26 protein-coding genes and 1 tRNA gene are annotated in these 18,493 nt (G+C 64.2%); 24 read left to right on the top strand and 3 right to left on the bottom strand.

Annotated elements, in window-relative coordinates; genetic code table 11:
• Window positions 1–85 precede the first annotated feature (85 nt).
• From DBV14_RS28660 to ubiA, 3 genes are all read left to right on the top strand, one after another.
• A complete protein-coding gene (locus DBV14_RS28660) occupies window positions 86–1,051 on the top strand; it encodes a LysR substrate-binding domain-containing protein (RefSeq protein WP_124464560.1) in 966 nt (321 codons plus the stop codon).
• A gap of 151 nt (window positions 1,052–1,202) precedes the next feature.
• Window positions 1,203–1,778 carry a Dps family protein gene (locus DBV14_RS28655; protein WP_124464558.1) on the top strand — a complete coding sequence of 192 codons (576 nt, stop codon included), beginning with the start codon at window positions 1,203–1,205 and terminating at the stop codon, window positions 1,776–1,778.
• Window positions 1,779–1,889: 111 nt separating this feature from the next.
• On the top strand, window positions 1,890–2,750 hold the full coding sequence (gene ubiA, locus DBV14_RS28650; protein ID WP_124464556.1) for a 4-hydroxybenzoate octaprenyltransferase: 861 nt from the start codon (window positions 1,890–1,892) through the stop codon (window positions 2,748–2,750).
• A 26-nt stretch (window positions 2,751–2,776) separates the two neighbouring features.
• Here ubiA and DBV14_RS28645 read toward each other — a convergent pair whose 3' ends face one another.
• Window positions 2,777–3,397 (bottom strand): TetR/AcrR family transcriptional regulator, encoded by a 621-nt coding sequence (locus DBV14_RS28645; protein WP_124464554.1) that lies wholly within the window; start codon window positions 3,395–3,397, stop codon window positions 2,777–2,779.
• 146 nt (window positions 3,398–3,543) lie between these two features.
• On the opposite strand from DBV14_RS28645, the gene DBV14_RS28640 reads away from it, so the two are divergent.
• The 3 genes from DBV14_RS28640 to DBV14_RS28630 are packed head-to-tail and all read left to right on the top strand — an operon-like array spanning window position 3,544 to window position 7,053.
• Window positions 3,544–4,074 carry a MaoC/PaaZ C-terminal domain-containing protein gene (locus DBV14_RS28640; RefSeq protein WP_124464553.1) on the top strand — a complete coding sequence of 177 codons (531 nt, stop codon included), beginning with the start codon at window positions 3,544–3,546 and terminating at the stop codon, window positions 4,072–4,074.
• Window positions 4,061–5,698, top strand: a complete 1,638-nt coding sequence (locus DBV14_RS28635) for a class I adenylate-forming enzyme family protein (protein ID WP_124464551.1) — start codon at window positions 4,061–4,063, stop codon at window positions 5,696–5,698. Before DBV14_RS28640 ends, DBV14_RS28635 begins: the two co-directional genes overlap by 14 nt.
• A complete protein-coding gene (locus DBV14_RS28630; RefSeq protein ID WP_124464549.1) occupies window positions 5,695–7,053 on the top strand; it encodes an MFS transporter in 1,359 nt (452 codons plus the stop codon). Before DBV14_RS28635 ends, DBV14_RS28630 begins: the two co-directional genes overlap by 4 nt.
• Before the next feature lie 16 nt (window positions 7,054–7,069).
• Here the strand turns inward: DBV14_RS28630 and proC are convergent, their stop codons facing one another.
• Together proC and DBV14_RS28620 are read right to left on the bottom strand one after the other, a co-directional pair.
• On the bottom strand, window positions 7,070–7,927 hold the full coding sequence (gene proC / locus DBV14_RS28625) for a pyrroline-5-carboxylate reductase (protein WP_124464547.1): 858 nt from the start codon (window positions 7,925–7,927) through the stop codon (window positions 7,070–7,072).
• Window positions 7,924–9,060, bottom strand: coding sequence for an esterase-like activity of phytase family protein (locus tag DBV14_RS28620; RefSeq protein ID WP_124464631.1), 1,137 nt, complete (start codon window positions 9,058–9,060; stop codon window positions 7,924–7,926). Before DBV14_RS28620 ends, proC begins: the two co-directional genes overlap by 4 nt.
• 281 nt (window positions 9,061–9,341) lie before the next feature.
• Here DBV14_RS28620 and rplN point away from each other — a divergent pair, with 281 nt between their 5' ends.
• The 18 genes from rplN to DBV14_RS28530 all read left to right on the top strand — a co-directional run bounded on the left by rplN (window position 9,342) and on the right by DBV14_RS28530 (window position 18,259).
• Window positions 9,342–9,710 carry a 50S ribosomal protein L14 gene (gene rplN, locus DBV14_RS28615; RefSeq protein WP_009124801.1) on the top strand — a complete coding sequence of 123 codons (369 nt, stop codon included), beginning with the start codon at window positions 9,342–9,344 and terminating at the stop codon, window positions 9,708–9,710.
• A gap of 13 nt (window positions 9,711–9,723) precedes the next feature.
• A complete protein-coding gene (rplX, locus tag DBV14_RS28610; RefSeq protein ID WP_124464545.1) occupies window positions 9,724–10,056 on the top strand; it encodes a 50S ribosomal protein L24 in 333 nt (110 codons plus the stop codon).
• Window positions 10,057–10,067: 11 nt separating this feature from the next.
• Window positions 10,068–10,607, top strand: coding sequence for a 50S ribosomal protein L5 (rplE, locus tag DBV14_RS28605; protein WP_013544114.1), 540 nt, complete (start codon window positions 10,068–10,070; stop codon window positions 10,605–10,607).
• Between the two features lie 8 nt (window positions 10,608–10,615).
• Window positions 10,616–10,921: a 30S ribosomal protein S14 gene (gene rpsN, locus DBV14_RS28600; protein ID WP_124464543.1), complete on the top strand. Its 306-nt coding sequence runs from the start codon at window positions 10,616–10,618 to the stop codon at window positions 10,919–10,921.
• A 20-nt stretch (window positions 10,922–10,941) separates the two neighbouring features.
• A complete protein-coding gene (rpsH, locus tag DBV14_RS28595) occupies window positions 10,942–11,337 on the top strand; it encodes a 30S ribosomal protein S8 (RefSeq protein ID WP_009124808.1) in 396 nt (131 codons plus the stop codon).
• Window positions 11,338–11,361: 24 nt separating this feature from the next.
• Window positions 11,362–11,895 (top strand): 50S ribosomal protein L6, encoded by a 534-nt coding sequence (rplF, locus tag DBV14_RS28590; protein WP_124464542.1) that lies wholly within the window; start codon window positions 11,362–11,364, stop codon window positions 11,893–11,895.
• A 14-nt stretch (window positions 11,896–11,909) separates the two neighbouring features.
• Complete coding sequence (gene rplR / locus DBV14_RS28585) at window positions 11,910–12,275, top strand: 50S ribosomal protein L18 (protein ID WP_041944073.1); 366 nt, start codon at window positions 11,910–11,912, stop codon at window positions 12,273–12,275.
• A gap of 18 nt (window positions 12,276–12,293) precedes the next feature.
• The gene (rpsE, locus tag DBV14_RS28580) at window positions 12,294–12,812 is read left to right on the top strand and encodes a 30S ribosomal protein S5 (RefSeq protein ID WP_013544109.1); all 519 of its coding nucleotides are present in this window, start codon (window positions 12,294–12,296) and stop codon (window positions 12,810–12,812) included.
• Between the two features lie 26 nt (window positions 12,813–12,838).
• Entirely contained in the window at window positions 12,839–13,024 is a 186-nt protein-coding gene (gene rpmD / locus DBV14_RS28575; RefSeq protein ID WP_124464540.1) for a 50S ribosomal protein L30, read from the top strand.
• 11 nt (window positions 13,025–13,035) lie between these two features.
• Window positions 13,036–13,467, top strand: coding sequence for a 50S ribosomal protein L15 (gene rplO, locus DBV14_RS28570; protein WP_124464538.1), 432 nt, complete (start codon window positions 13,036–13,038; stop codon window positions 13,465–13,467).
• A 27-nt stretch (window positions 13,468–13,494) separates the two neighbouring features.
• Window positions 13,495–14,808, top strand: a complete 1,314-nt coding sequence (gene secY, locus DBV14_RS28565; protein ID WP_124464536.1) for a preprotein translocase subunit SecY — start codon at window positions 13,495–13,497, stop codon at window positions 14,806–14,808.
• A 64-nt stretch (window positions 14,809–14,872) separates the two neighbouring features.
• The gene (rpmJ, locus tag DBV14_RS28560; protein ID WP_013544106.1) at window positions 14,873–14,986 is read left to right on the top strand and encodes a 50S ribosomal protein L36; all 114 of its coding nucleotides are present in this window, start codon (window positions 14,873–14,875) and stop codon (window positions 14,984–14,986) included.
• Window positions 14,987–15,009: 23 nt separating this feature from the next.
• Window positions 15,010–15,375: a 30S ribosomal protein S13 gene (gene rpsM / locus DBV14_RS28555; RefSeq protein ID WP_124464534.1), complete on the top strand. Its 366-nt coding sequence runs from the start codon at window positions 15,010–15,012 to the stop codon at window positions 15,373–15,375.
• A gap of 12 nt (window positions 15,376–15,387) precedes the next feature.
• Window positions 15,388–15,792, top strand: a complete 405-nt coding sequence (gene rpsK / locus DBV14_RS28550; RefSeq protein WP_009124825.1) for a 30S ribosomal protein S11 — start codon at window positions 15,388–15,390, stop codon at window positions 15,790–15,792.
• A gap of 129 nt (window positions 15,793–15,921) precedes the next feature.
• The gene (gene rpsD, locus DBV14_RS28545; RefSeq protein WP_013544104.1) at window positions 15,922–16,545 is read left to right on the top strand and encodes a 30S ribosomal protein S4; all 624 of its coding nucleotides are present in this window, start codon (window positions 15,922–15,924) and stop codon (window positions 16,543–16,545) included.
• 142 nt (window positions 16,546–16,687) lie between these two features.
• Complete coding sequence (gene rpoA, locus DBV14_RS28540) at window positions 16,688–17,677, top strand: DNA-directed RNA polymerase subunit alpha (RefSeq protein WP_009124827.1); 990 nt, start codon at window positions 16,688–16,690, stop codon at window positions 17,675–17,677.
• A gap of 88 nt (window positions 17,678–17,765) precedes the next feature.
• Window positions 17,766–18,164: a 50S ribosomal protein L17 gene (gene rplQ, locus DBV14_RS28535; RefSeq protein WP_093243007.1), complete on the top strand. Its 399-nt coding sequence runs from the start codon at window positions 17,766–17,768 to the stop codon at window positions 18,162–18,164.
• An 18-nt stretch (window positions 18,165–18,182) separates the two neighbouring features.
• A tRNA-Met gene (locus tag DBV14_RS28530) sits at window positions 18,183–18,259 on the top strand.
• Window positions 18,260–18,493 lie beyond the last annotated feature (234 nt).

Genomic DNA, 18,493 nt, shown 5'->3' with positions numbered 1-18,493 from the left:
TCGCGCGGCGGCCGGCGGCGCGGGCCGCTGGCTAAGACCCCGACCGAGCCGGGTCACATACCCTTGCGCATAATTGACGCAAGCTATGACTCTCACCGAACTCAAATACATCGTCGCAGTAGCCCGCGAACGGCACTTCGGCAAGGCGGCCGAGGCCTGCTACGTCTCCCAACCGACCCTGTCGGTGGCCATCAAGAAGCTCGAGGACGAGCTTGAAGTCAAGCTCTTCGAGCGCAGTGCCGGCGAAGTGACCGTCACGCCGCTCGGCGAGCAGATCGTGCAGCAGGCGCAGAGCGTGCTCGACCAGGCCGCCAGCATCAAGGAAATTGCCAAGCGTGGCAAAGACCCGCTGGCCGGTCCGCTGAACCTGGGCGTGATCTATACCATCGGGCCGTACCTGCTGCCCGACCTGGTACGCCAGGTGATCGCGCGCACGCCGCAGATGCCGCTGGTGCTGCAGGAGAACTTCACCGTCAAGCTGCTCGAGATGCTGCGTGCCGGCGAGATCGACTGCGCCATCATGGCCGAGCCCTTTCCCGACACCGGCCTGGCCATGGCGCCGCTGTACGACGAGCCCTTCATGGCGGCGCTGCCGACCAAGCACAAGTTCGCCGACCGCGAATCGATCACGTCCGAAGAACTGCAGAACGAGACCATGCTGCTGCTGGGCACGGGCCACTGCTTTCGCGACCACGTGCTCGAGGTGTGCCCCGAGTTCGCGCGCTTCTCCAGCAACGCCGAAGGCATCCGCAAGAGCTTCGAGGGCTCGTCGCTCGAAACCATCAAGCACATGGTGGCCTCGGGCATGGGCGTGACGCTGGTGCCGCGCCTGTCGGTGCCGGCCGATGCGCTCAAGCCGAAGGTCAAGGGGCGCAAGGAACCCGAGCAGATGGTGCGCTACCTGCCGGTGCGCGACGCGCACGACCGCGACCCGCCCACGCGCCGCGTGGTGCTGGCATGGCGCCGCACGTTCACGCGCTACGAAGCCATTGCAGCGCTGCGCAACGCGATCTATGCGTGCGAGCTGCCGGGCGTCAAGCGCCTGTCATAGAAATTCGAGGTCGATGCAATTCGGGGAATTGGCCTACGCGCCGGCTGTTTTGAATCATTCATCGCTGGGATAGAGTGACGCTGTTGCGAAGCCGCAGCCCGGCTTCGAGAATTGCGTTTGTTCCCCCCAACTTGAAGAAAGAGCTCTCGCCATGGCCAAAGCCTCGAAGAAATCATCGTCTCCTTCCTCCGCCGGCAAGGTGCCCAAGAAGGGCGGCAGCGTGGTCGCGCAGGAGTCCGGCAGCCGCAACGCGCCGATCATCAACATCGGCATCGAACGCCAGGACCGCGCGGCCATTGCCGAAGGCCTGAGCCGCGTGCTGGCCGACACCTACACGCTGTACCTCACCACGCACAACTTCCACTGGAACGTGACGGGCCCGCACTTCAACTCGCTGCACGCGATGTTCATGGGCCAGTACACCGAGCTGTGGGGCGCGACCGACGTGCTGGCCGAGCGCATTCGCGCACTGGGCCACTACGCGCCGGGCTCGTACGCCGAGTTCAGCAAGATCGCCACCGTGCCCGACGTGCCGCAGACCCCGCCCAAGGCGATGGAGATGGTGCGCATTCTTGTGAAGGGCCATGAAACCGTGTCGCGCATCGCGCGCGAATTCATTCCCGTGGCCGAGGAAGCCGGCGACGATCCGACGGCCGACATGCTGACCGCGCGTTGCACCGTGCACGACCAGACGGCGTGGATGCTGCGCTCGCTGCTGGAAGACTGAGCACCACGCAGGTTCTTGCGCAAACCAAGGAGCGGCACAATGGCCGCTCTTTTTTTGTCTGTCAGTTCCGTTCAGTCCCTGTTCTGTCCTGCCCCCTGCCCCGTCACTCGCATGCTTGCCCGTCGTTTTGCGCTCTACCTCGACCTGATCCGCTGGAACCGCCCCGCGGGCTGGCTGTTGCTGCTGTGGCCCACGCTGGGCGCGCTCTGGTTCGCCGCCGATGGCTGGCCGGGCTGGCACCTGGTCGTGGTGTTCACGCTCGGCACTTTCCTGATGCGCAGCGCGGGCTGCTGCGTGAACGACGTGGCCGACCGCGAGTTCGACCGCCATGTGAAGCGCACGGCCCAGCGCCCGGTGACCAGCGGCGCGATGTCCGTGAAGGAAGCGCTGGGGCTCGGCGTGGTGCTGGCGCTGGCGTCCTTCGGGCTGGTGCTGACGACCAACCGCACCACGGTGCTGTGGTCGTTCGCGGCACTGGCCATCACGCTGATCTACCCCTTCGCCAAGCGCTTCGTGTCGATCCCGCAGGCGGTGCTGGGCATTGCCTTCAGCTTCGGCATTCCGATGGCCTTTGCGGCCGTGCAGTCGACGGTGCCGTGGTTTGCCTGGCTCTTGCTCGCGGGCAACCTGTTCTGGGTGCTGGCCTACGACACCGAGTACGCGATGGTCGACCGCGACGACGACCTGCGGATCGGCATGAAGACCTCGGCCATCACCTTCGGCCGCTTCGACGTGGCGGCGGTGATGCTGAGCTACGCGATCTTCCTGGCGGTGTGGACCTGGGCCGGTGCCAGCCGCTCGCTGGGCGCGCTGTTCTACGTGGGCATCGCCGTGGCGGCGGCGCAGGCCTTGTGGCACTGGCGCCTGATTCGCGAGCGCACGCGCGAAGGCTGCTTCAACGCCTTCCGCGAGAACCACTGGCTGGGCTTCGCGATATTCGCCGGCATCGTGGCCGGCTACGCCATTCACTGACTGACTGGTGGCTGGCTGGCCGGCGGTCAGCCGCGCGGCGCTGCCTGCAGCCGCTCGAGTTCGTCGAGGATGAGCTGGCGCTGCAGCCGGGTCGGCATGGCGCGCGGCCGCAGCGCATAGGTGGCGCCGATGCCCTCCACCAGCGCGATCAGCCGGGACAACGCGAACGCGAGGTCGGTGGTGGCGGCAATTTGCCCGTCGGCCTGCAGCTGCACCAGCTCCCGCATCATGTCGTCTTCATACACGCGGTAGTGGCGCTGCTGCATCTTCGCGATGGCGGGTGAACGCAGCGCCTCGCTCTGCAGCACGATCGACAGCTTCCAGCCGAAGGCGGTGTGGGGCTTGAGCGGCAGGCAGGACAGCAGCATGCGCTCCAGCCGCCGGCCGGCCGGCGCGCGCGCCAGGGCGGCGCGATAGTCGTCGAACAGGCCGCGGTACAGGCGCTCGATCATCTCTTCCAGGATCGCTTCCTTCGTGGGGAAGTGATGCATCACGATGCCCGTGGTGAAGCCGATCTCGCCTGCAATCGAACGGATGGTGACGGCGGCCAGCCCGCCCGTGGCGGCCATGCGCCAGGCGGCATGCACGATGGCTTCGCGCCTGTCGGCCTGCGGCTTCGGTGTCTTTGCTTGTGCTGTCTTTCCCAAGGTAACGCTCTCCGGTGTGCGACGACTCTACAGGAGGACGGCCGCCCGTCGAACCCCTATTGCGCATCCACATAACGCTTGTTATATTTTCCACGAAACATAACAAGTGTTATGTGAAAGCCGAAAAACCCAGGAGACGACGACCCATGCAGACTGCCGAAACATCGCCATCGATTGCCACTGCGCTGGCCCGTATGAAACAGAAGATCGGCCAGGAAGGCGTGTCCGAATGGCACCGCATCACGCAGGACATGGTCGACCGCTATGCGGAACTGTCGGGCGACGGCGCCGGTGAATGGATTCATCTCGAGCCCGAACGCGCGGCCCGCGAGGCGCCGTACGGCGGCACCATCGTGCAGGGCTTCTTCCAGGTGTCGCACCTCATCAGGCTGAGCGGCGAGGCCATGCGCACGCTGGTGTCCTTCGACATGAACCACGCGCTGAACTACGGCTTCGACCGGCTGCGCTTCGTGCGTCCGATGCCGGTGGGCGTGCGCTTCCGGGCACGCCTGCGCCTGGCGGAAGTCACGCCGAAGCCCAATGACAGCGCTTTGCTGAAGCAGGACGTGCTGCTCGAGCTCGAAGACGGCACGGTCACGCTGGCGGCCGGCTGGCTGTTCTTTCTCGGGCCGCGTGCGCTGACCGAAAGCGGGGAGCAGGACCATGGCGCTGCCTGAACCGCTTGCCCTGCCCGACCTGCCAGACTTGCCCCGTGCCGACGCCTGGCTGGCGCACCACGCGCGCACCCGCGCCGACACCGACGCCTGGATCGAAGGCGACCGGCGCATCTCGTTCGCCGAAGCACAGGCGTGGGTCGACGCACTGGCCAGTGCCCTGCTGGCGCATGGGCTCGCACCGGGCCAGCGCGTCGCGGTCCATGCCAAGCCTTGCCCCGCGTTCATGGCGCTATTTCTTGCCATCTCCAGCGTCGGCGGCATCTACGTGGGCCTGAACCCCAGGTACACCGAAGCCGAGCTGGCGGTGGTCATGGCCGACTGCAGGCCCACGCTGCTGTTCAACCTGCTCGATGGCGAACCGGCGCAAGTGCGCAAGATCGAGGCACTGGCCGACCGCGCGGACGGCAGCTGCTGGGTGGTGTCGGGCCGCCGGCTCGAAGCCTTCGCGAAGACCGGCGCCGACGTGGCGCCCGAGCGGCTGCAGGCGGCGCGCGATGCCGTGCGCGGGCACGACACGGCGCTGCTGGTCTACACCTCGGGCACGACCGGCACGCCGAAGGGCGCGCAGCTCACGCACCGCGGCATCGTGTTCATTGCGCCGATCACCAATGACCCGGCGCACTTCGGGGTCGAGGGGCAGGGACGCACGCTGTGCAACCTGCCGGTGAACCATGTCGGCTGCGTGGTCGACCTGTGCACCAACTGCCTGGTGACGGGCACGACGGTGGTGTTCCAGCCCGACTTCGACCCCGACGCGATGCTGCAGGCCATCGAGACGCACCGCCTGACCATGGTCGGCGGCGTGCCTGCGATGTTTCTCGCCGTCAGCCGCTCGCCGCGTTTTCACAGCACCGATTATTCGAGCCTGCAGAAGATCATTCTTGCGGGCAACCAGCCGCCGTTGCCGCTGGTGCGCCTGCTGCAAGAGGTGACGGGCCGGCCCGTGATGAACGGCTACGGGCTGACCGAGGCCATGGGCTTCTCGACCTTCACCGACGTGGACGACGACGCCGAGACCATCGCCGGCACCGTGGGCCGGTTCGACCCGCGCATCGGATGGCGCCTGGCCGACGGCGCAGGGCGTCCCTGTCCCAAGGGCACCGCGGGCGAACTGCAGCTGCATGGCGACTGGCTGTTCACCGGCTACTTCCAGCGGCCCGACGCCACCGCCGAAGCCTTTGCGGAAGGCGGGTGGTTTCGCACCGGCGACATCGCCGTCGTGACGCCCGAAGGCCGCGTGCAGCTGGTGGGGCGCAGCAAGGAGATGTTCAAGTCGGGCGGCTACAACGTCTATCCGCTGGAGATAGAGCAGGCCCTGGAAGCGCTGGCGCCGGTCACGATGGCCGTGGTGGTGCCGGTGCCCGACGACGAGTACGTCGAGGTGGGCTACGCCTTCGTCGTCACGCAGAAGCCCGACGACAGTCCCGCCGCGCTGAAGGCCGCATTGCGCGAGCGACTGGCCAACTACAAGCTGCCCAAGCACATCGAGGTCGTGCGCGACCTGCCGATGCTGCCCATCGGCAAGGTCGACCGGCTGGCGCTCAAGGCGCGTGCCTGCGCGGCCATTGCCAGGCGCGCCGCGCCCTCCCCGCTTTCTTCTGCTTCACTGCCGAGGCTCGCATGACCCACACGACACCGATCGCGGCCACGCAGCCGCTGGCCTTGCGCGTGCGCGTCGCCTATGGATTCGCGACGCTGGGCACGGGCAGCTTCCTGGTGGTGCCGCAGCTCTTCCTGCTGTTCTTCATGACCGACCACCTGGGCATCGCGGCGGCGTGGGCGTCGTTCACGCTGCTGCTGCCCAAGCTGTGGGAGTTCCTGACCGATCCGTACATCGGGCTGCGCTCCGATCGCGCCCAAACCCGCTGGGGCCGGCGCCATCCTTTCATGCTGTTGGGCGCGGTGCTGCTGTCGAGCGGCATCGCGCTGGTGTTCAACGTGCCGGCGCTCGACACGCCGCAGGCCCGCTGGGCCTACGTGACGCTGATGTTCGTGCTGGCGACGACGGGCTATGCGCTGTTCAGCGTGCCGTACACGGCATTGCTCGGCGAGATCACCAACGACCGGCACGAGCGCACGCGCCTGGTGGCGCTGCGCATGGGTTTTCTCGGCCTGAGCTTGCTGATCGCCGCAGTGGGCTGGCCCGAGGTGCTGAAGGCGCTGGGCGGCAATGCGCGGGCCTACGGCGTGGTCGGCTGGGGCGTGGGCGCGCTGTGCCTTGTCGCCATGCTGGTCACGGTGCTGGGCACGCGCCGCATGCCGCTGCTGCAGGGCGAGACGGACGCCACGGGCCTGTCGGCGCAACTGCGCACCGTGCTGGGCGAGCGGGCCTTCGTGATGCTGGCGCTGGCGTACGGGCTGCAGATGCTGGCGCAGAGCGCCAACTCGACCATGCTGGCCTACGTGGGCAAGTACCTGAGCCCGCTGGGCGGCAACTTCCTGGCGCTGTACTTCGGCGTGATGACGCTGGCCAGCGTGGTTGCGATGCTGTTCTGGCCGATGGTGGCGCGGCGCCTTCCGAAGCGCAGCTGTTTCGTGCTGGGCACCTGCGTCGGCGTGGTCGGCTTCCTGGTGTCGGTGTGGGGCCTGTCCACGTCGGTGGCCGTGCTGGTCGCCGGCGCGGTGCTGGCGGGCATCGGCTTTTCGGCGGGGCAGGTCTTCGGCTTTTCGCTGCTGCCGGACGTGATCGACGTGCACCGCCGCCGCAGCGGCAAGAACCGCGACGGCGCGTTCACGGGCGTGTGGGTCGGCTGGGAAAAGATCGGGCTGGCGCTGGGCGCCATGCTGTCGGGGTTGGTGCTGGGCTGGAGCGGCTTCATTCCCTCGACGGGCGAAGCGGTTGCGCAGCCGGCGTCGGCGCTGGCCGCGATGATGTGGCTGTTCGGCATCGTGCCCGCGCTGCTGATGGCGGCTTCATTGCTGCCGCTGTTCTCGCGCAGCCTGCGGGTGGTGGAGGCCGTCGTCCCGGTGCCGGCCTGAGGAGCGGCTTGCGCGCTCAGCCGCGGCCGAATTCCTCGCCCAGCTCGGCTGCGCGCTTCTGCGCCGCGCGGATCGCGGTCTTGAACTGCGCCTTGACGTCGGCGCCCTGCAGCGAGGAGATTGCCGCGTAGGTGGTGCCACCCTTGGAGGTCACGCGCTCGCGCAGCACGGAGGGCGGCTCGGTTGCGCTGTGCGCCAGCGCCGAGGCGCCGGTGAAGGTGCCGATGGCCAGCCGCTGGGCCTGGTCGGGCGTCAGGCCCATCTCGACGCCGGCCTCGGTCATGGCCTCGATGAAATAGAACACGTAGGCCGGGCCCGAGCCCGACATGGCGGTCACCGCGTCGAGCGCGGGCTCGGCGTCGACCCAGATCAGTTCGCCGGTGGGCGACAGCAATTGGGCGACCAGTGCGCGGTCGGCGCCCGAGACGTCCGGCCGCGCAAAGAGGCCGGTCATGCCCTTGCCCACCAGCGCGGGCGTATTGGGCATGGCGCGCACCACGCGCTCGGTGCCGAGCCAGCGGGCGATGCTGTCCGACGGAATGCCCGCGGCCACGCTCAGGTGCAAGGCGTTCGCGGCGAATGCGCGCACGGGCCTGGCCGCTTCGGCAAAGGCCTGGGGCTTCACGGCCCACACCACGACGGCGCAGCGCGACAGGCTTTCGCCGGCCTCGGCCTTGGCGATGACGCCGAAGGACTGCGCGAGCTTGGCGCGGGCCTCTTCGAAGGGCTCGACCACCTCGAACGCATCCGCCGGGGCGCCTTGCTGGATCAATCCGCCGATGATGGCGCTGGCCATGTTGCCGCCGCCGATGAAGGCGACGGGCGGCAGCGGCGCGGGGGCGGTGCGGGGCAGGAAGGTCACGGCGATGGTCATGGTCGGTCGGTGTATTCGAAGGCGGCGAACTGGGTGACTTGCAGGGGATTGAAATTGTCGTCGCTCACGACCACCAGCATGCGCTTGCCGTTGGGCAGCGGTGGCCCCCAGCACATGCCCTCGGTGTTGTCGAGGCGAGACAGGCCGAGTGCGCCGAAGTCGGCCACCAGGGTCTTGGGGGCGGGACGGTGGTTGCCGGGCGCCAGCGCGTCGATGGCCAGCACGTCGCTGGCGGCGCGGGTGTCTATTTCATACAGGCGCAGCGAATTGCCCGTGCCGGCGGCGTAGGCGCGCTCCAGCACCAGCATGCGGTGGGCGTCGAGCATGAGGATCTCGCTCACGCCGTTGTCGGCATAGGTACCCGGTACCAGCGGCCGCAGCGGGATGGCATCGGGAACGTAGGCGATCTGCCGGGCGGCCTTGCCGGTTTCCAGGTCGACCTGGGTGAAGCGGCAGGGGCCGCCGGGCGCGCTTGTGGTGGGCACGGGGCCGTCCTGGACCAGGGCGTTTTCCATGCCCAGCCAGGCGAAGCGGCCGTCTGGCGTGAGGGCCAGGCCCTCGAAGCTCAGGTTGTCGCGCGGGCCACGGCGCTGCGCGGCATCGGGCGCGAACATGGTCGGCAGGGCAAATTCGCGCAGGAAGCGGCCGTCGCGCGCCGATTCATACAGCGCGGGGCCGAAGCCGCGGGCGACGTCGCCTTCGCTGGTCCAGAGCAGGGTGCCGGTGGCCGGGCGCAGCCGCAGGGCTTCGGGGTCGGGAACCGGGAGCTCGTCGATGGCCTGGCGCCGGTTGGGCCAGGGGCCGCCGCCGGGGCGTTGCAGCAACACCACGCCGGTGGGAGCGGGCGGTGCGGCATCGGGCTGAGGCCAGCGGGCGGTGTAGAAGCGAACGGGCGCGTGATCTGACCGGTCATCGCTGATAAGCAGGTACTCACCTCGCGCCGGGTCGTAGTCGATGCCCGAGAGGCCGCCTGCCGGGGTGCCTTCTATATGAAGCCTGTGCGGCCACCGTGCTTCGGCGATGCGCCGCAGCCGGCCGGGGTCGGCGAGGTCGGGATTCGGGGTCGCGCTCCTGCAGCCCGCAAGGCCCAGCGCCAGCAGGCCAGCCCCGCCCGCCAGCAAGCGGCGGCGCAGGGGTTGCTGCGGAGGGCGCGAGAGCGGCAGGAGAGCCGGCCGGGAGGAATTCGCGAGGTTGCGCACGCCCTGAAGTCTAGTGCCAGCGCGTGATGGTGTAATGGGGTTGTTGACATCGGCACAAGTGCCTGCAATAATCGCGGGCTTCGCTTCCAAAAGGCGAAGCTTTCAGCCCAAAGCGGAAGTGTCTCGAGTGGTTCGAGGCATGGACGACGGGCCCAAGACTGACCGCGGTGTCTCCCTCCTGGAGGCTCATCGGTACAAGTTGGGAATATCAAGAAATGATCCAAACTGAATCCCGGCTCGAAGTGGCCGACAACACAGGCGCGAAATCCGTCCTGTGTATCAAGGTGCTCGGTGGCTCCAAGCGGCGTTACGCCAGCGTGGGCGACGTCATCAAGGTCAGCATCAAGGAAGCCGCTCCCCGTGGTCGCGTCAAGAAGGGCGAGATCTACAGTGCAGTGGTGGTCCGTACCGCCAAGGGCATTCGTCGCGCTGACGGCTCGCTCGTGAAATTCGACGGCAACGCAGCAGTGTTGCTCAACGCCAAGCTGGAGCCTATCGGCACCCGCATCTTCGGACCGGTGACGCGCGAGCTGCGCACCGAAAAGTTCATGAAGATCGTGTCGCTGGCCCCTGAAGTTCTGTAAGGACAACAACGCCATGAACAAGATTCGCAAAGGCGACCAGGTCATCGTGTTGGCCGGTCGTGACAAGGGCAAGCGCGGCACCGTCTCGCTTCGCAAGGACGATTCGCACGTCATCATCGACGGCCTGAACCTCGTCAAGAAGCACACCAAGCCGAACCCGCTCAAGGGTACGACCGGTGGCATCGTCGAGAAGTCCATGCCCATCCACCAATCCAACGTGGCGATCTTCAATGCCGCGACCGGCAAGGCCGACCGCGTGGGCATCAAGATCACCCAGGGTGCCGACGGCAAGCGCGTGGCTGTTCGCGTCTTCAAGTCGAGCGGCGACGAAATCAAGTTCGCCTAAGAGGTACTCACATGGCACGTCTCCAACAACACTATCGCGAAAAGATCGCGAAAGACCTGACGGAAAAGTTCGGCTACAAGTCGCCGATGCAGGTCCCCCGCCTCACCAAGATCACCCTGAACATGGGTGTGGGTGAAGCAGTCGCCGACAAGAAGGTTCTCGACAACGCTGTCGCCGACCTGACCAAGATCGCCGGCCAGAAGCCCGTGGTCACCAAGTCGAAGAAGGCCATCGCCGGTTTCAAGATCCGCGAAAACCAGCCTATCGGTTGCATGGTCACGCTGCGTGGCGTGCAGATGTATGAGTTCCTGGACCGTTTCGTGACCATCGCGCTGCCGCGTGTTCGCGACTTCCGCGGCATCTCCGGCCGTGCGTTCGATGGCCGTGGCAACTACAACATCGGCGTCAAGGAACAGATCATTTTCCCTGAGATCGAGTACGACAAGGTCGATGCCCTGCGCGGTCTCAATATCAGCATCACGACGACGGCCAAGACCGACGAAGAAGCCAAGGCGCTTCTCGCTGGCTTCCGTTTCCCGTTCAAGAACTGAGGCGAACCATGGCTAAACAATCTTTGATCCAGCGCGAACTCAAGCGCGACAAGCTGGTTGCCAAGTTCGCTGCGAAGCACGCCGAACTGAAGGCAGCTTCCAACGACCTGAAGAAGAGCGAAGAAGAACGCGCAGCTGCCCGCCTGGGCCTGCAAAAGCTTCCGCGCAACGCGAACCCGACCCGTCAGCGCAACCGTTGCGCCATCACCGGTCGTCCGCGTGGCACCTTCCGTCAATTCGGTCTGGCTCGCGCCAAGATCCGTGAACTGGCTTTCGCTGGCGACATCCCCGGTGTCACCAAGGCCAGCTGGTAAGCCAGGCAGGAGCAAACAACATGAGCATGAGTGATCCCATTGCCGACCTGCTGACGCGTATCCGTAACGCGCAGATGGTGGCGAAGCCCACCGTGTCGGTCCCGTCTTCCAAGGTGAAGGTCGCGATCGCACAAGTCCTGAAGGACGAGGGCTACATCGACGGCTTCCAGGTCAAGACCGAAGCCGGCAAGAGCGAACTTGAAATTGTCCTGAAGTACTACGCTGGCCGTCCGGTCATCGAGCGCATCGAACGCGTGAGCCGCCCCGGCCTGCGCGTGTACAAGGCAAGTTCTTCCATTCCGCAAGTCCAGAACGGCCTCGGCGTTGCGATCGTCACGACCCCCCAGGGCGTGATGACCGACCGCAAGGCTCGCGCTACCGGTGTCGGTGGCGAAGTTCTGTGCTACGTCGCCTAACCGAGACATCGAGGAGTTACTGAAATGTCCCGAGTAGGAAAAATGCCGGTCGTCATCCCCGCAGGCGTGGATGTGTCGATCAAGGAAGACCAGATCAGCGTCAAGGGCACGGGCGGCACGCTCAACCTCGCACGCAATGCACTGGTCAAGATCGTCAGCAATGACGGCAAGCTGAGCTTCGAGCCCGCCAACGAATCGCGTGAAGCGAATGCGATGAGCGGCACGATTCGCCAGCTGGTGAACAACATGGTGGTTGGCGTGACCAAGGGCTTCGAGAAGAAGCTCAACCTGGTCGGCGTCGGCTACAAGGCCGCAGCGTCCAACAACAAGTTGAACCTGCAAGTCGGTTACTCGCACCCGGTCAACATCGACATGCCCCAGGGCATCACGGTGGCCACCGCGACCCCGACCGAAATCGTGATCAAGGGTGCTGACCGTCAGCGCGTTGGTCAAATCGCCGCTGAGATCCGCGCTGTTCGTCCGCCTGAGCCTTACAAGGGCAAGGGCATCCGTTATTCGGACGAGAAGATCGTGATCAAAGAGACCAAGAAGAAGTAAGGGGCAGCAAAATGATGTTGACCAAAAAAGCACAGCGTCTTCGCCGCTCGCGCCAGACCCGCATTCGCATCGCGACGCAGGGCGTGGCCCGTCTGACGGTGAACCGCACCAACCTGCACATCTATGCCACCGTCATCTCCGACGACGGCACCAAGGTGATCGCAACCGCATCGACGGCAGAAGCCGAAATGCGTACCTCGCTCGGCGGTTCGGGCAAGGGCGGCAATGCCGCTGCTGCCACCGCCGTCGGCAAGCGCATCGCTGAAAAGGCGAAGGCTGCCGGCGTCGAGAAGGTCGCCTTCGACCGCGCAGGTTTCGCATACCACGGCCGCGTCAAGGCGCTGGCCGAGGCGGCTCGCGAAGCCGGTCTGCAGTTCTAACCGGACACGAGATTCAAAATGGCAAAGATTCAAGCAAGAACGCAGAACGAAGGCCCTGAAGACGGTTTGCGCGAGAAGATGATCGCGATCAACCGCGTCACCAAGGTGGTGAAGGGTGGTCGTATCCTCGGTTTCGCAGCACTCACCGTGGTGGGCGATGGCGAAGGCCGCGTCGGCATGGGCAAGGGCAAGTCGAAGGAAGTGCCTGCTGCCGTGCAGAAGGCAATGGAAGAAGCCCGTCGCAACCTGGCCAAGATCTCGATCAAGAACGGCACGCTGCATCACCGCGTGACGGGTCACCATGGCGCCGCTTCGGTCGTCATGATCCCCGCCCCGAAGGGTACCGGCATCATCGCTGGCGGCCCGATGCGCGCTGTGTTCGAAGTCATGGGCATCACCGACATCGTGGCCAAGAGCCATGGTTCGTCGAACCCCTACAACATGGTTCGCGCCACGCTCGACGGGTTGAAGAACTCGACGACCGCGTCCGCGGTGGCTGCCAAGCGTGGCCTGACCGTCGAAGAAATCTTCGCCTGAGCGCAAGCAATCGGAAGAGCATTCAAATGACGACGCAACAACAAACCCTCAAGGTGCAATTGGTCAAGAGCCCGATTGGCACCAAGGAATCGCATCGCGCGACCGTGCGTGGCCTCGGCCTGCGCAAGATCAACAGCGTGAGCGAGCTGCAAGACACCCCGGCGGTGCGCGGCATGATCAACAAGATCAGTTATCTGGTCAAAGTTCTGTAAGAGAGACTGATATGGAACTCAATGGCATCAAGCCGGCAGCCGGCGCCAAGCACGCGAAGCGTCGCGTCGGCCGCGGTATCGGCTCCGGCATCGGCAAGACCGCAGGTCGCGGTCACAAGGGTCAGAAGTCGCGCGCTGGCGGTTTCCACAAGGTTGGTTTCGAAGGCGGCCAAATGCCGCTGCAACGTCGCCTGCCCAAGCGTGGTTTCAAGTCGCACCTGCTGAAGTTCAACGCCGAAGTCACGCTGACTGCCCTCGAGCAGCTCGGCCTGGCCGAAGTGGACATCCTGGCATTGAAGCAAGCTGGCCTCGTTGGCCAGCTCGCCAAGGTCGTCAAGATCATCAAGACCGGTGAACTCACCAAGGCCGTCAAGCTGACGGGCGTGGGTGCAACGGCTGGCGCCAAGGCTGCTATCGAAGCAGCCGGCGGCAGCATCGCCTGATCACCTTCGGACTGAAAGAAGTTCTTCGTGGCAACTAACGCGGCAACGATCGCAAAAACAGGCAAATTCGGCGACCTCCGTCGTCGGCTCGTCTTTTTGCTGCTCGCGCTCGTGGTCTATCGGGTCGGCGCGCACATTCCTGTGCCGGGTATCAACCCGGACCAGCTGGCAGCGTTGTTCCAGGGCCAGCAGGGCGGCATTCTGAGCCTGTTCAACATGTTCTCGGGCGGGGCGCTGTCGCGCTTCACCGTGTTCGCGTTGGGGATCATGCCGTACATCTCGGCGTCGATCATCATGCAGTTGATGACCTACGTGCTTCCGACCTTCGAGCAATTGAAGAAGGAAGGCGAGGCCGGTCGCCGCAAGATCACGCAGTACACGCGCTATGGCGCGCTGGGTCTGGCCCTGTTCCAGTCGTTCAGCATCGCAGTGGCCCTCGAATCGTCGGCCGGCCTGGTCATCGCCCCCGGTTTCGGCTTCCGCCTGACCGCCATGGTGAGCCTGACGGCTGGTTCGATGTTCCTGATGTGGCTCGGCGAGCAGATCACCGAACGCGGCCTGGGCAACGGCATCTCGATCCTGATCTTTGCAGGTATCGCGGCTGGCCTTCCCAACGCCATCGGCGGACTGCTGGAGCTGGTGCGTACTGGTGCCATGAACGTCCTGATCGCGCTCTTCATCGTCGCGGTTGTGGTGCTGGTCACCTACTTCGTGGTGTTCGTCGAACGCGGCCAGCGCAAGATCCTCGTGAACTATGCGCGGCGCCAGGTCGGCAACAAGGTCTATGGCGGCCAGTCGTCGCACCTGCCCTTGAAGCTGAACATGGCTGGCGTGATCCCGCCGATCTTCGCCTCGTCGATCATCCTGCTGCCTGCAACGGTGGTTGGCTGGTTCAGCACCGGTGAAGGTGGCTTCCGCTGGATCAAGGACATTGCCGGCGCTCTGCGTCCGGGCGAGCCGATCTACGTGCTGCTGTATGCCGCTGCGATCGTTTTCTTCTGCTTCTTCTACACGGCACTCGTGTTCAACAGCAAGGAAACGGCCGACAACCTGAAGAAGAGTGGTGCGTTCATTCCTGGCATTCGCCCGGGTGACCAGACCGCTCGCTATATCGACAAGATTCTGGTTCGCCTGACGTTGGCCGGCGCGGTGTACATCACCTTCGTCTGCCTGCTGCCCGAGTTCCTGATCCTGAAGTACAACGTGCCGTTCTACTTCGGTGGTACCTCCCTGCTGATCATCGTGGTCGTCACGATGGACTTCATGGCCCAGGTGCAAAACTACATGATGTCTCAGCAGTACGAATCGCTGCTGAAGAAGGCCAACTTCAAGACATCGTAGGGCTGTGATTCAGTATCGAGATCGGGCGGTAGACCGCCACGTTAAACAGTTTTAGGAGAATGAAATGAGAGTTTCGGCTTCGGTCAAAACCATCTGCCGTAATTGCAAGGTCATCCGCCGTAAAGGTGTGGTGCGTGTGATTTGCACCGACCCGCGCCACAAGCAGCGCCAGGGTTGATTGAAGAGTATTAGAGGACGCACATGGCACGTATTGCTGGCATCAACATCCCGCCGCACAAGCACACTGAAATCGGCCTGACCGCCATTTTCGGTATCGGTCGCACCCGCGCCCGTCAAATCTGCGAAGCGAGCGGCATCGAATATTCGAAGAAGATCAAGGATCTGACCGACGCCGATCTCGAGAAGATCCGCGATCAGATCGCTCTGTTCACGATCGAAGGCGATCTGCGTCGCGAGACGACGATGAACATCAAGCGTTTGATGGACATCGGCTGCTATCGCGGCTTCCGTCACCGTCGCGGCCTGCCGATGCGCGGCCAGCGCACGCGCACCAATGCCCGCACCCGCAAGGGTCCGCGCAAGGCTGCGCAGTCCCTGAAGAAATAAGGATAGACCAGCATGGCTAAAGCACCTGCAAACAACGCCGCACAGCGCGTTCGCAAGAAGGTTCGCAAGAACGTTGCGGACGGTATCGCCCACGTGCATGCCTCGTTCAACAACACCATCATCACGATCACCGATCGCCAGGGCAACGCCCTGTCGTGGGCTTCGTCGGGTGGCCAGGGCTTCAAGGGCTCGCGCAAGTCGACCCCGTTCGCTGCGCAGGTGGCTTCCGAAGTTGCCGGCCGTGCTGCTGTCGAACAAGGTATCAAGAACCTCGACGTCGAGATCAAGGGCCCCGGCCCCGGTCGCGAATCGTCGGTGCGCGCACTGGCTGCGCTCGGCATCCGGATCAATTCCATTGCCGACGTGACGCCCGTTCCGCACAACGGCTGCCGTCCCCAGAAGCGTCGCCGCATCTGATCGTCAGTCCGCAAGGCGCAGCCAGCTTTCGAGCGGCTGCGCATTTGTTTTTTAACTAAGCCCACCGCCATTCGCATCTCGCAGATGGCTCCCGCAGGCAACTGCGGCAGATGACACAAAGGAAAACTCGTGGCACGCTACCTCGGCCCCAAGGCCAAACTTTCTCGCCGTGAAGGCACCGACCTGTTCCTGAAGAGCGCTCGCCGTTCCATTCAAGACAAGGCCAAGTTCGACTCCAAGCCCGGCCAGCACGGTCGCACTTCGGGTCAGCGCACGTCGGACTACGGTCTGCAACTGCGCGAAAAGCAGAAGGTCAAGCGCATGTACGGCGTGCTGGAAAAGCAATTCCGCCGCTACTTCGAAGAAGCCGACCGCCGCCGTGGCAACACCGGCGCCAACCTGCTGTTCATTCTCGAATCGCGCCTGGACAACGTCGTCTACCGCATGGGCTTCGGCTCGACCCGCGCTGAAGCTCGCCAACTCGTGTCGCACAAGGCGATCACGGTGAACGGCCAGTCGGTCAACATCCCGTCGTACCTGGTCAAGACCGGCGACGTGATCGCCGTGCGCGACAAGTCGAAGAAGCAGACCCGCATTGCCGAAGCGCTCCAGCTCGCCCAACAAGTCGGTATCCCGGCTTGGGTCGAAGTGAACGCCGACAAGGCCGAAGGCACCTTCAAGAAGGTCCCCGATCGCGACGAATTCGCAGCCGACATCAACGAATCGCTGATCGTCGAACTGTATTCGCGTTGATTTTTTCTACCCGCACCCGCCCTGTGGCGCGTGCGGGAGATTGTTATTGTTGTTCACGTTCCTGCTCCGCGCTTTGCCGCGGGTCAGGTGCTTCACCAGCCTTACCGGTGTAACGAGCCGGGGGTATTGAGAGGAAGTCTGCATGCAAACCACCCTGCTGAAACCCAAGACCATCCAGGTCGAGCAACTTGCCGCCAACAAGGCCAAGGTCACGCTCGAGCCTTTCGAGCGCGGCTACGGCCACACGCTCGGCAACGCGCTGCGTCGCGTTCTGCTGTCGTCCATGGTGGGCTACTCGGCCACCGAAGTCACGATCGCTGGCGTTCTGCATGAGTACTCGTCGATCGACGGCGTGCAGGAAGATGTCGTCAACATCCTTCTGAACCTCAAGGGCGTGGTGTTCAAGCTCCACAACCGCGACGAAGTCACGCTGAGCCTGCGCAAGGACGGCGAAGGCCCGGTGCTGGCATCGGACATCCAGACCCCGCACGACGTCGAGATCATCAACCCCGACCACGTGATCGCGCATCTGTCGCAAGGCGGCAAGCTTGACATGCAGATCAAGGTTGAAAAGGGTCGCGGCTACGTGCCCGGCACGATGCGCCGCTACGCCGACGAGCCGACCAAGTCGATTGGCCGCATCGTCCTGGACGCGTCGTTCTCGCCCGTCAAGCGCGTGAGCTACACGGTCGAAAGCGCCCGTGTCGAACAGCGTACCGACCTGGACAAGCTGCTGGTTGAAATCGAAACCAACGGCGCGATCACGGCTGAAGACGCAGTTCGCGCTTCGGCTAAAATCCTGGTTGAACAGCTCGCCGTGTTTGCGCAGCTCGAAGGCGGCGAACTGGCTGCATTCGATGCACCGGCACCGCGCAGCGCTCAGCAATTCGATCCGATCCTGCTGCGCCCTGTCGACGAGCTCGAACTCACCGTGCGTTCGGCCAACTGCCTGAAGGCCGAAAACATCTACTACATCGGTGACCTGATCCAGCGCACCGAGAACGAGTTGCTCAAGACCCCGAACCTGGGTCGCAAGTCGCTCAACGAAATCAAGGAAGTCCTCGCTTCGCGCGGCCTGACCTTGGGTATGAAGCTTGAAAGCTGGCCGCCGGCCGGCCTCGACAAGCGTTGATTTTGGTTTTTTGAATTGAGCCCATGAGGGCTCGTGCCCGGGCAGTACCTGATACGGCTGCCTGTTTAATAAAGTAAAGGAAAGCACCATGCGTCACGGACACGGACTTCGCAAACTCAACCGCACCAGCTCGCACCGCCTTGCGATGCTGCAGAACATGATGAACTCGCTCATCGAGCACGAAGTCATCAAGACCACGGTCCCCAAGGCCAAGGAACTGCGCCGCGTCATCGAACCGATGATCACGCTCGCCAAGAAGCCCACGCTGGCCAACAAGCGCCTGGCTTTCGACCGCCTGCGCGACCGCGACAGCGTCGTCAAGCTCTTCGCCGATCTGGGCCCGCGTTTCGCGGCTCGTCCGGGCGGCTACACGCGCATCCTGAAAATGGGTTTCCGCGTGGGCGACAACGCGCCGATGGCTCTGGTCGAATTGGTGGACCGTCCTGAAATTAAAGAAGCAGATGCCGCCCAAGGCGCTGCAGAATAAGTTATAATTCCATCTTGCCGCGCGATGGAGCAGCCTGGTAGCTCGTTGGGCTCATAACCCAAAGGTCGCAAGTTCAAATCTTGCTCGCGCAACCAATTTAAAAGGCCCTTTGAGAAATCAAAGGGCCTTTTTTCTTTGGTCGTTGAATTGACTGTTTGAAGCCCTCTTTGCGAGGGCTTTGTTGTTTTGGCTGCAGTGTTTTGGATCGGGAGCGGGCTCATTCAGGGCGCGTGCGACTGACATCGGGTACTCCCCTCCGCGAATGTCCCCCGCTTCGCTCCTCCTTTATTTCGCTGCGGGGAGCACACGATGTCATTCCCACGTTGGGC

The organism is Variovorax sp. KBW07 (genome assembly GCF_003852515.1).
Taxonomy (GTDB): Bacteria; Pseudomonadota; Gammaproteobacteria; order Burkholderiales; family Burkholderiaceae_C; genus Variovorax.
The sequence above is the reverse complement of the archived record's forward strand: the minus strand, read 5'-3'. Positions and strand labels throughout refer to the sequence as shown.

Bases quoted from the DNA above. Each gene is read 5' to 3' on its own strand.
- DBV14_RS28660 (WP_124464560.1), top strand. From the start codon at position 86: ATGACTCTCACCGAACTCAAATACATCGTCGCAGTAGCCCGCGAACGG.
- DBV14_RS28655 (WP_124464558.1), top strand. From the start codon at position 1,203: ATGGCCAAAGCCTCGAAGAAATCATCGTCTCCTTCCTCCGCCGGCAAG.
- ubiA (WP_124464556.1), top strand. From the start codon at position 1,890: ATGCTTGCCCGTCGTTTTGCGCTCTACCTCGACCTGATCCGCTGGAAC.
- DBV14_RS28640 (WP_124464553.1), top strand. From the start codon at position 3,544: ATGCAGACTGCCGAAACATCGCCATCGATTGCCACTGCGCTGGCCCGT.
- DBV14_RS28635 (WP_124464551.1), top strand. From the start codon at position 4,061: ATGGCGCTGCCTGAACCGCTTGCCCTGCCCGACCTGCCAGACTTGCCC.
- DBV14_RS28630 (WP_124464549.1), top strand. From the start codon at position 5,695: ATGACCCACACGACACCGATCGCGGCCACGCAGCCGCTGGCCTTGCGC.
- proC (WP_124464547.1), bottom strand. From the start codon at position 7,927: ATGACCATCGCCGTGACCTTCCTGCCCCGCACCGCCCCCGCGCCGCTG.
- rplN (WP_009124801.1), top strand. From the start codon at position 9,342: ATGATCCAAACTGAATCCCGGCTCGAAGTGGCCGACAACACAGGCGCG.
- rplX (WP_124464545.1), top strand. From the start codon at position 9,724: ATGAACAAGATTCGCAAAGGCGACCAGGTCATCGTGTTGGCCGGTCGT.
- rplE (WP_013544114.1), top strand. From the start codon at position 10,068: ATGGCACGTCTCCAACAACACTATCGCGAAAAGATCGCGAAAGACCTG.
- rpsN (WP_124464543.1), top strand. From the start codon at position 10,616: ATGGCTAAACAATCTTTGATCCAGCGCGAACTCAAGCGCGACAAGCTG.
- rpsH (WP_009124808.1), top strand. From the start codon at position 10,942: ATGAGCATGAGTGATCCCATTGCCGACCTGCTGACGCGTATCCGTAAC.
- rplF (WP_124464542.1), top strand. From the start codon at position 11,362: ATGTCCCGAGTAGGAAAAATGCCGGTCGTCATCCCCGCAGGCGTGGAT.
- rplR (WP_041944073.1), top strand. From the start codon at position 11,910: ATGTTGACCAAAAAAGCACAGCGTCTTCGCCGCTCGCGCCAGACCCGC.
- rpsE (WP_013544109.1), top strand. From the start codon at position 12,294: ATGGCAAAGATTCAAGCAAGAACGCAGAACGAAGGCCCTGAAGACGGT.
- rpmD (WP_124464540.1), top strand. From the start codon at position 12,839: ATGACGACGCAACAACAAACCCTCAAGGTGCAATTGGTCAAGAGCCCG.
- rplO (WP_124464538.1), top strand. From the start codon at position 13,036: ATGGAACTCAATGGCATCAAGCCGGCAGCCGGCGCCAAGCACGCGAAG.
- rpmJ (WP_013544106.1), top strand. From the start codon at position 14,873: ATGAGAGTTTCGGCTTCGGTCAAAACCATCTGCCGTAATTGCAAGGTC.
- rpsM (WP_124464534.1), top strand. From the start codon at position 15,010: ATGGCACGTATTGCTGGCATCAACATCCCGCCGCACAAGCACACTGAA.
- rpsK (WP_009124825.1), top strand. From the start codon at position 15,388: ATGGCTAAAGCACCTGCAAACAACGCCGCACAGCGCGTTCGCAAGAAG.
- rpoA (WP_009124827.1), top strand. From the start codon at position 16,688: ATGCAAACCACCCTGCTGAAACCCAAGACCATCCAGGTCGAGCAACTT.
- rplQ (WP_093243007.1), top strand. From the start codon at position 17,766: ATGCGTCACGGACACGGACTTCGCAAACTCAACCGCACCAGCTCGCAC.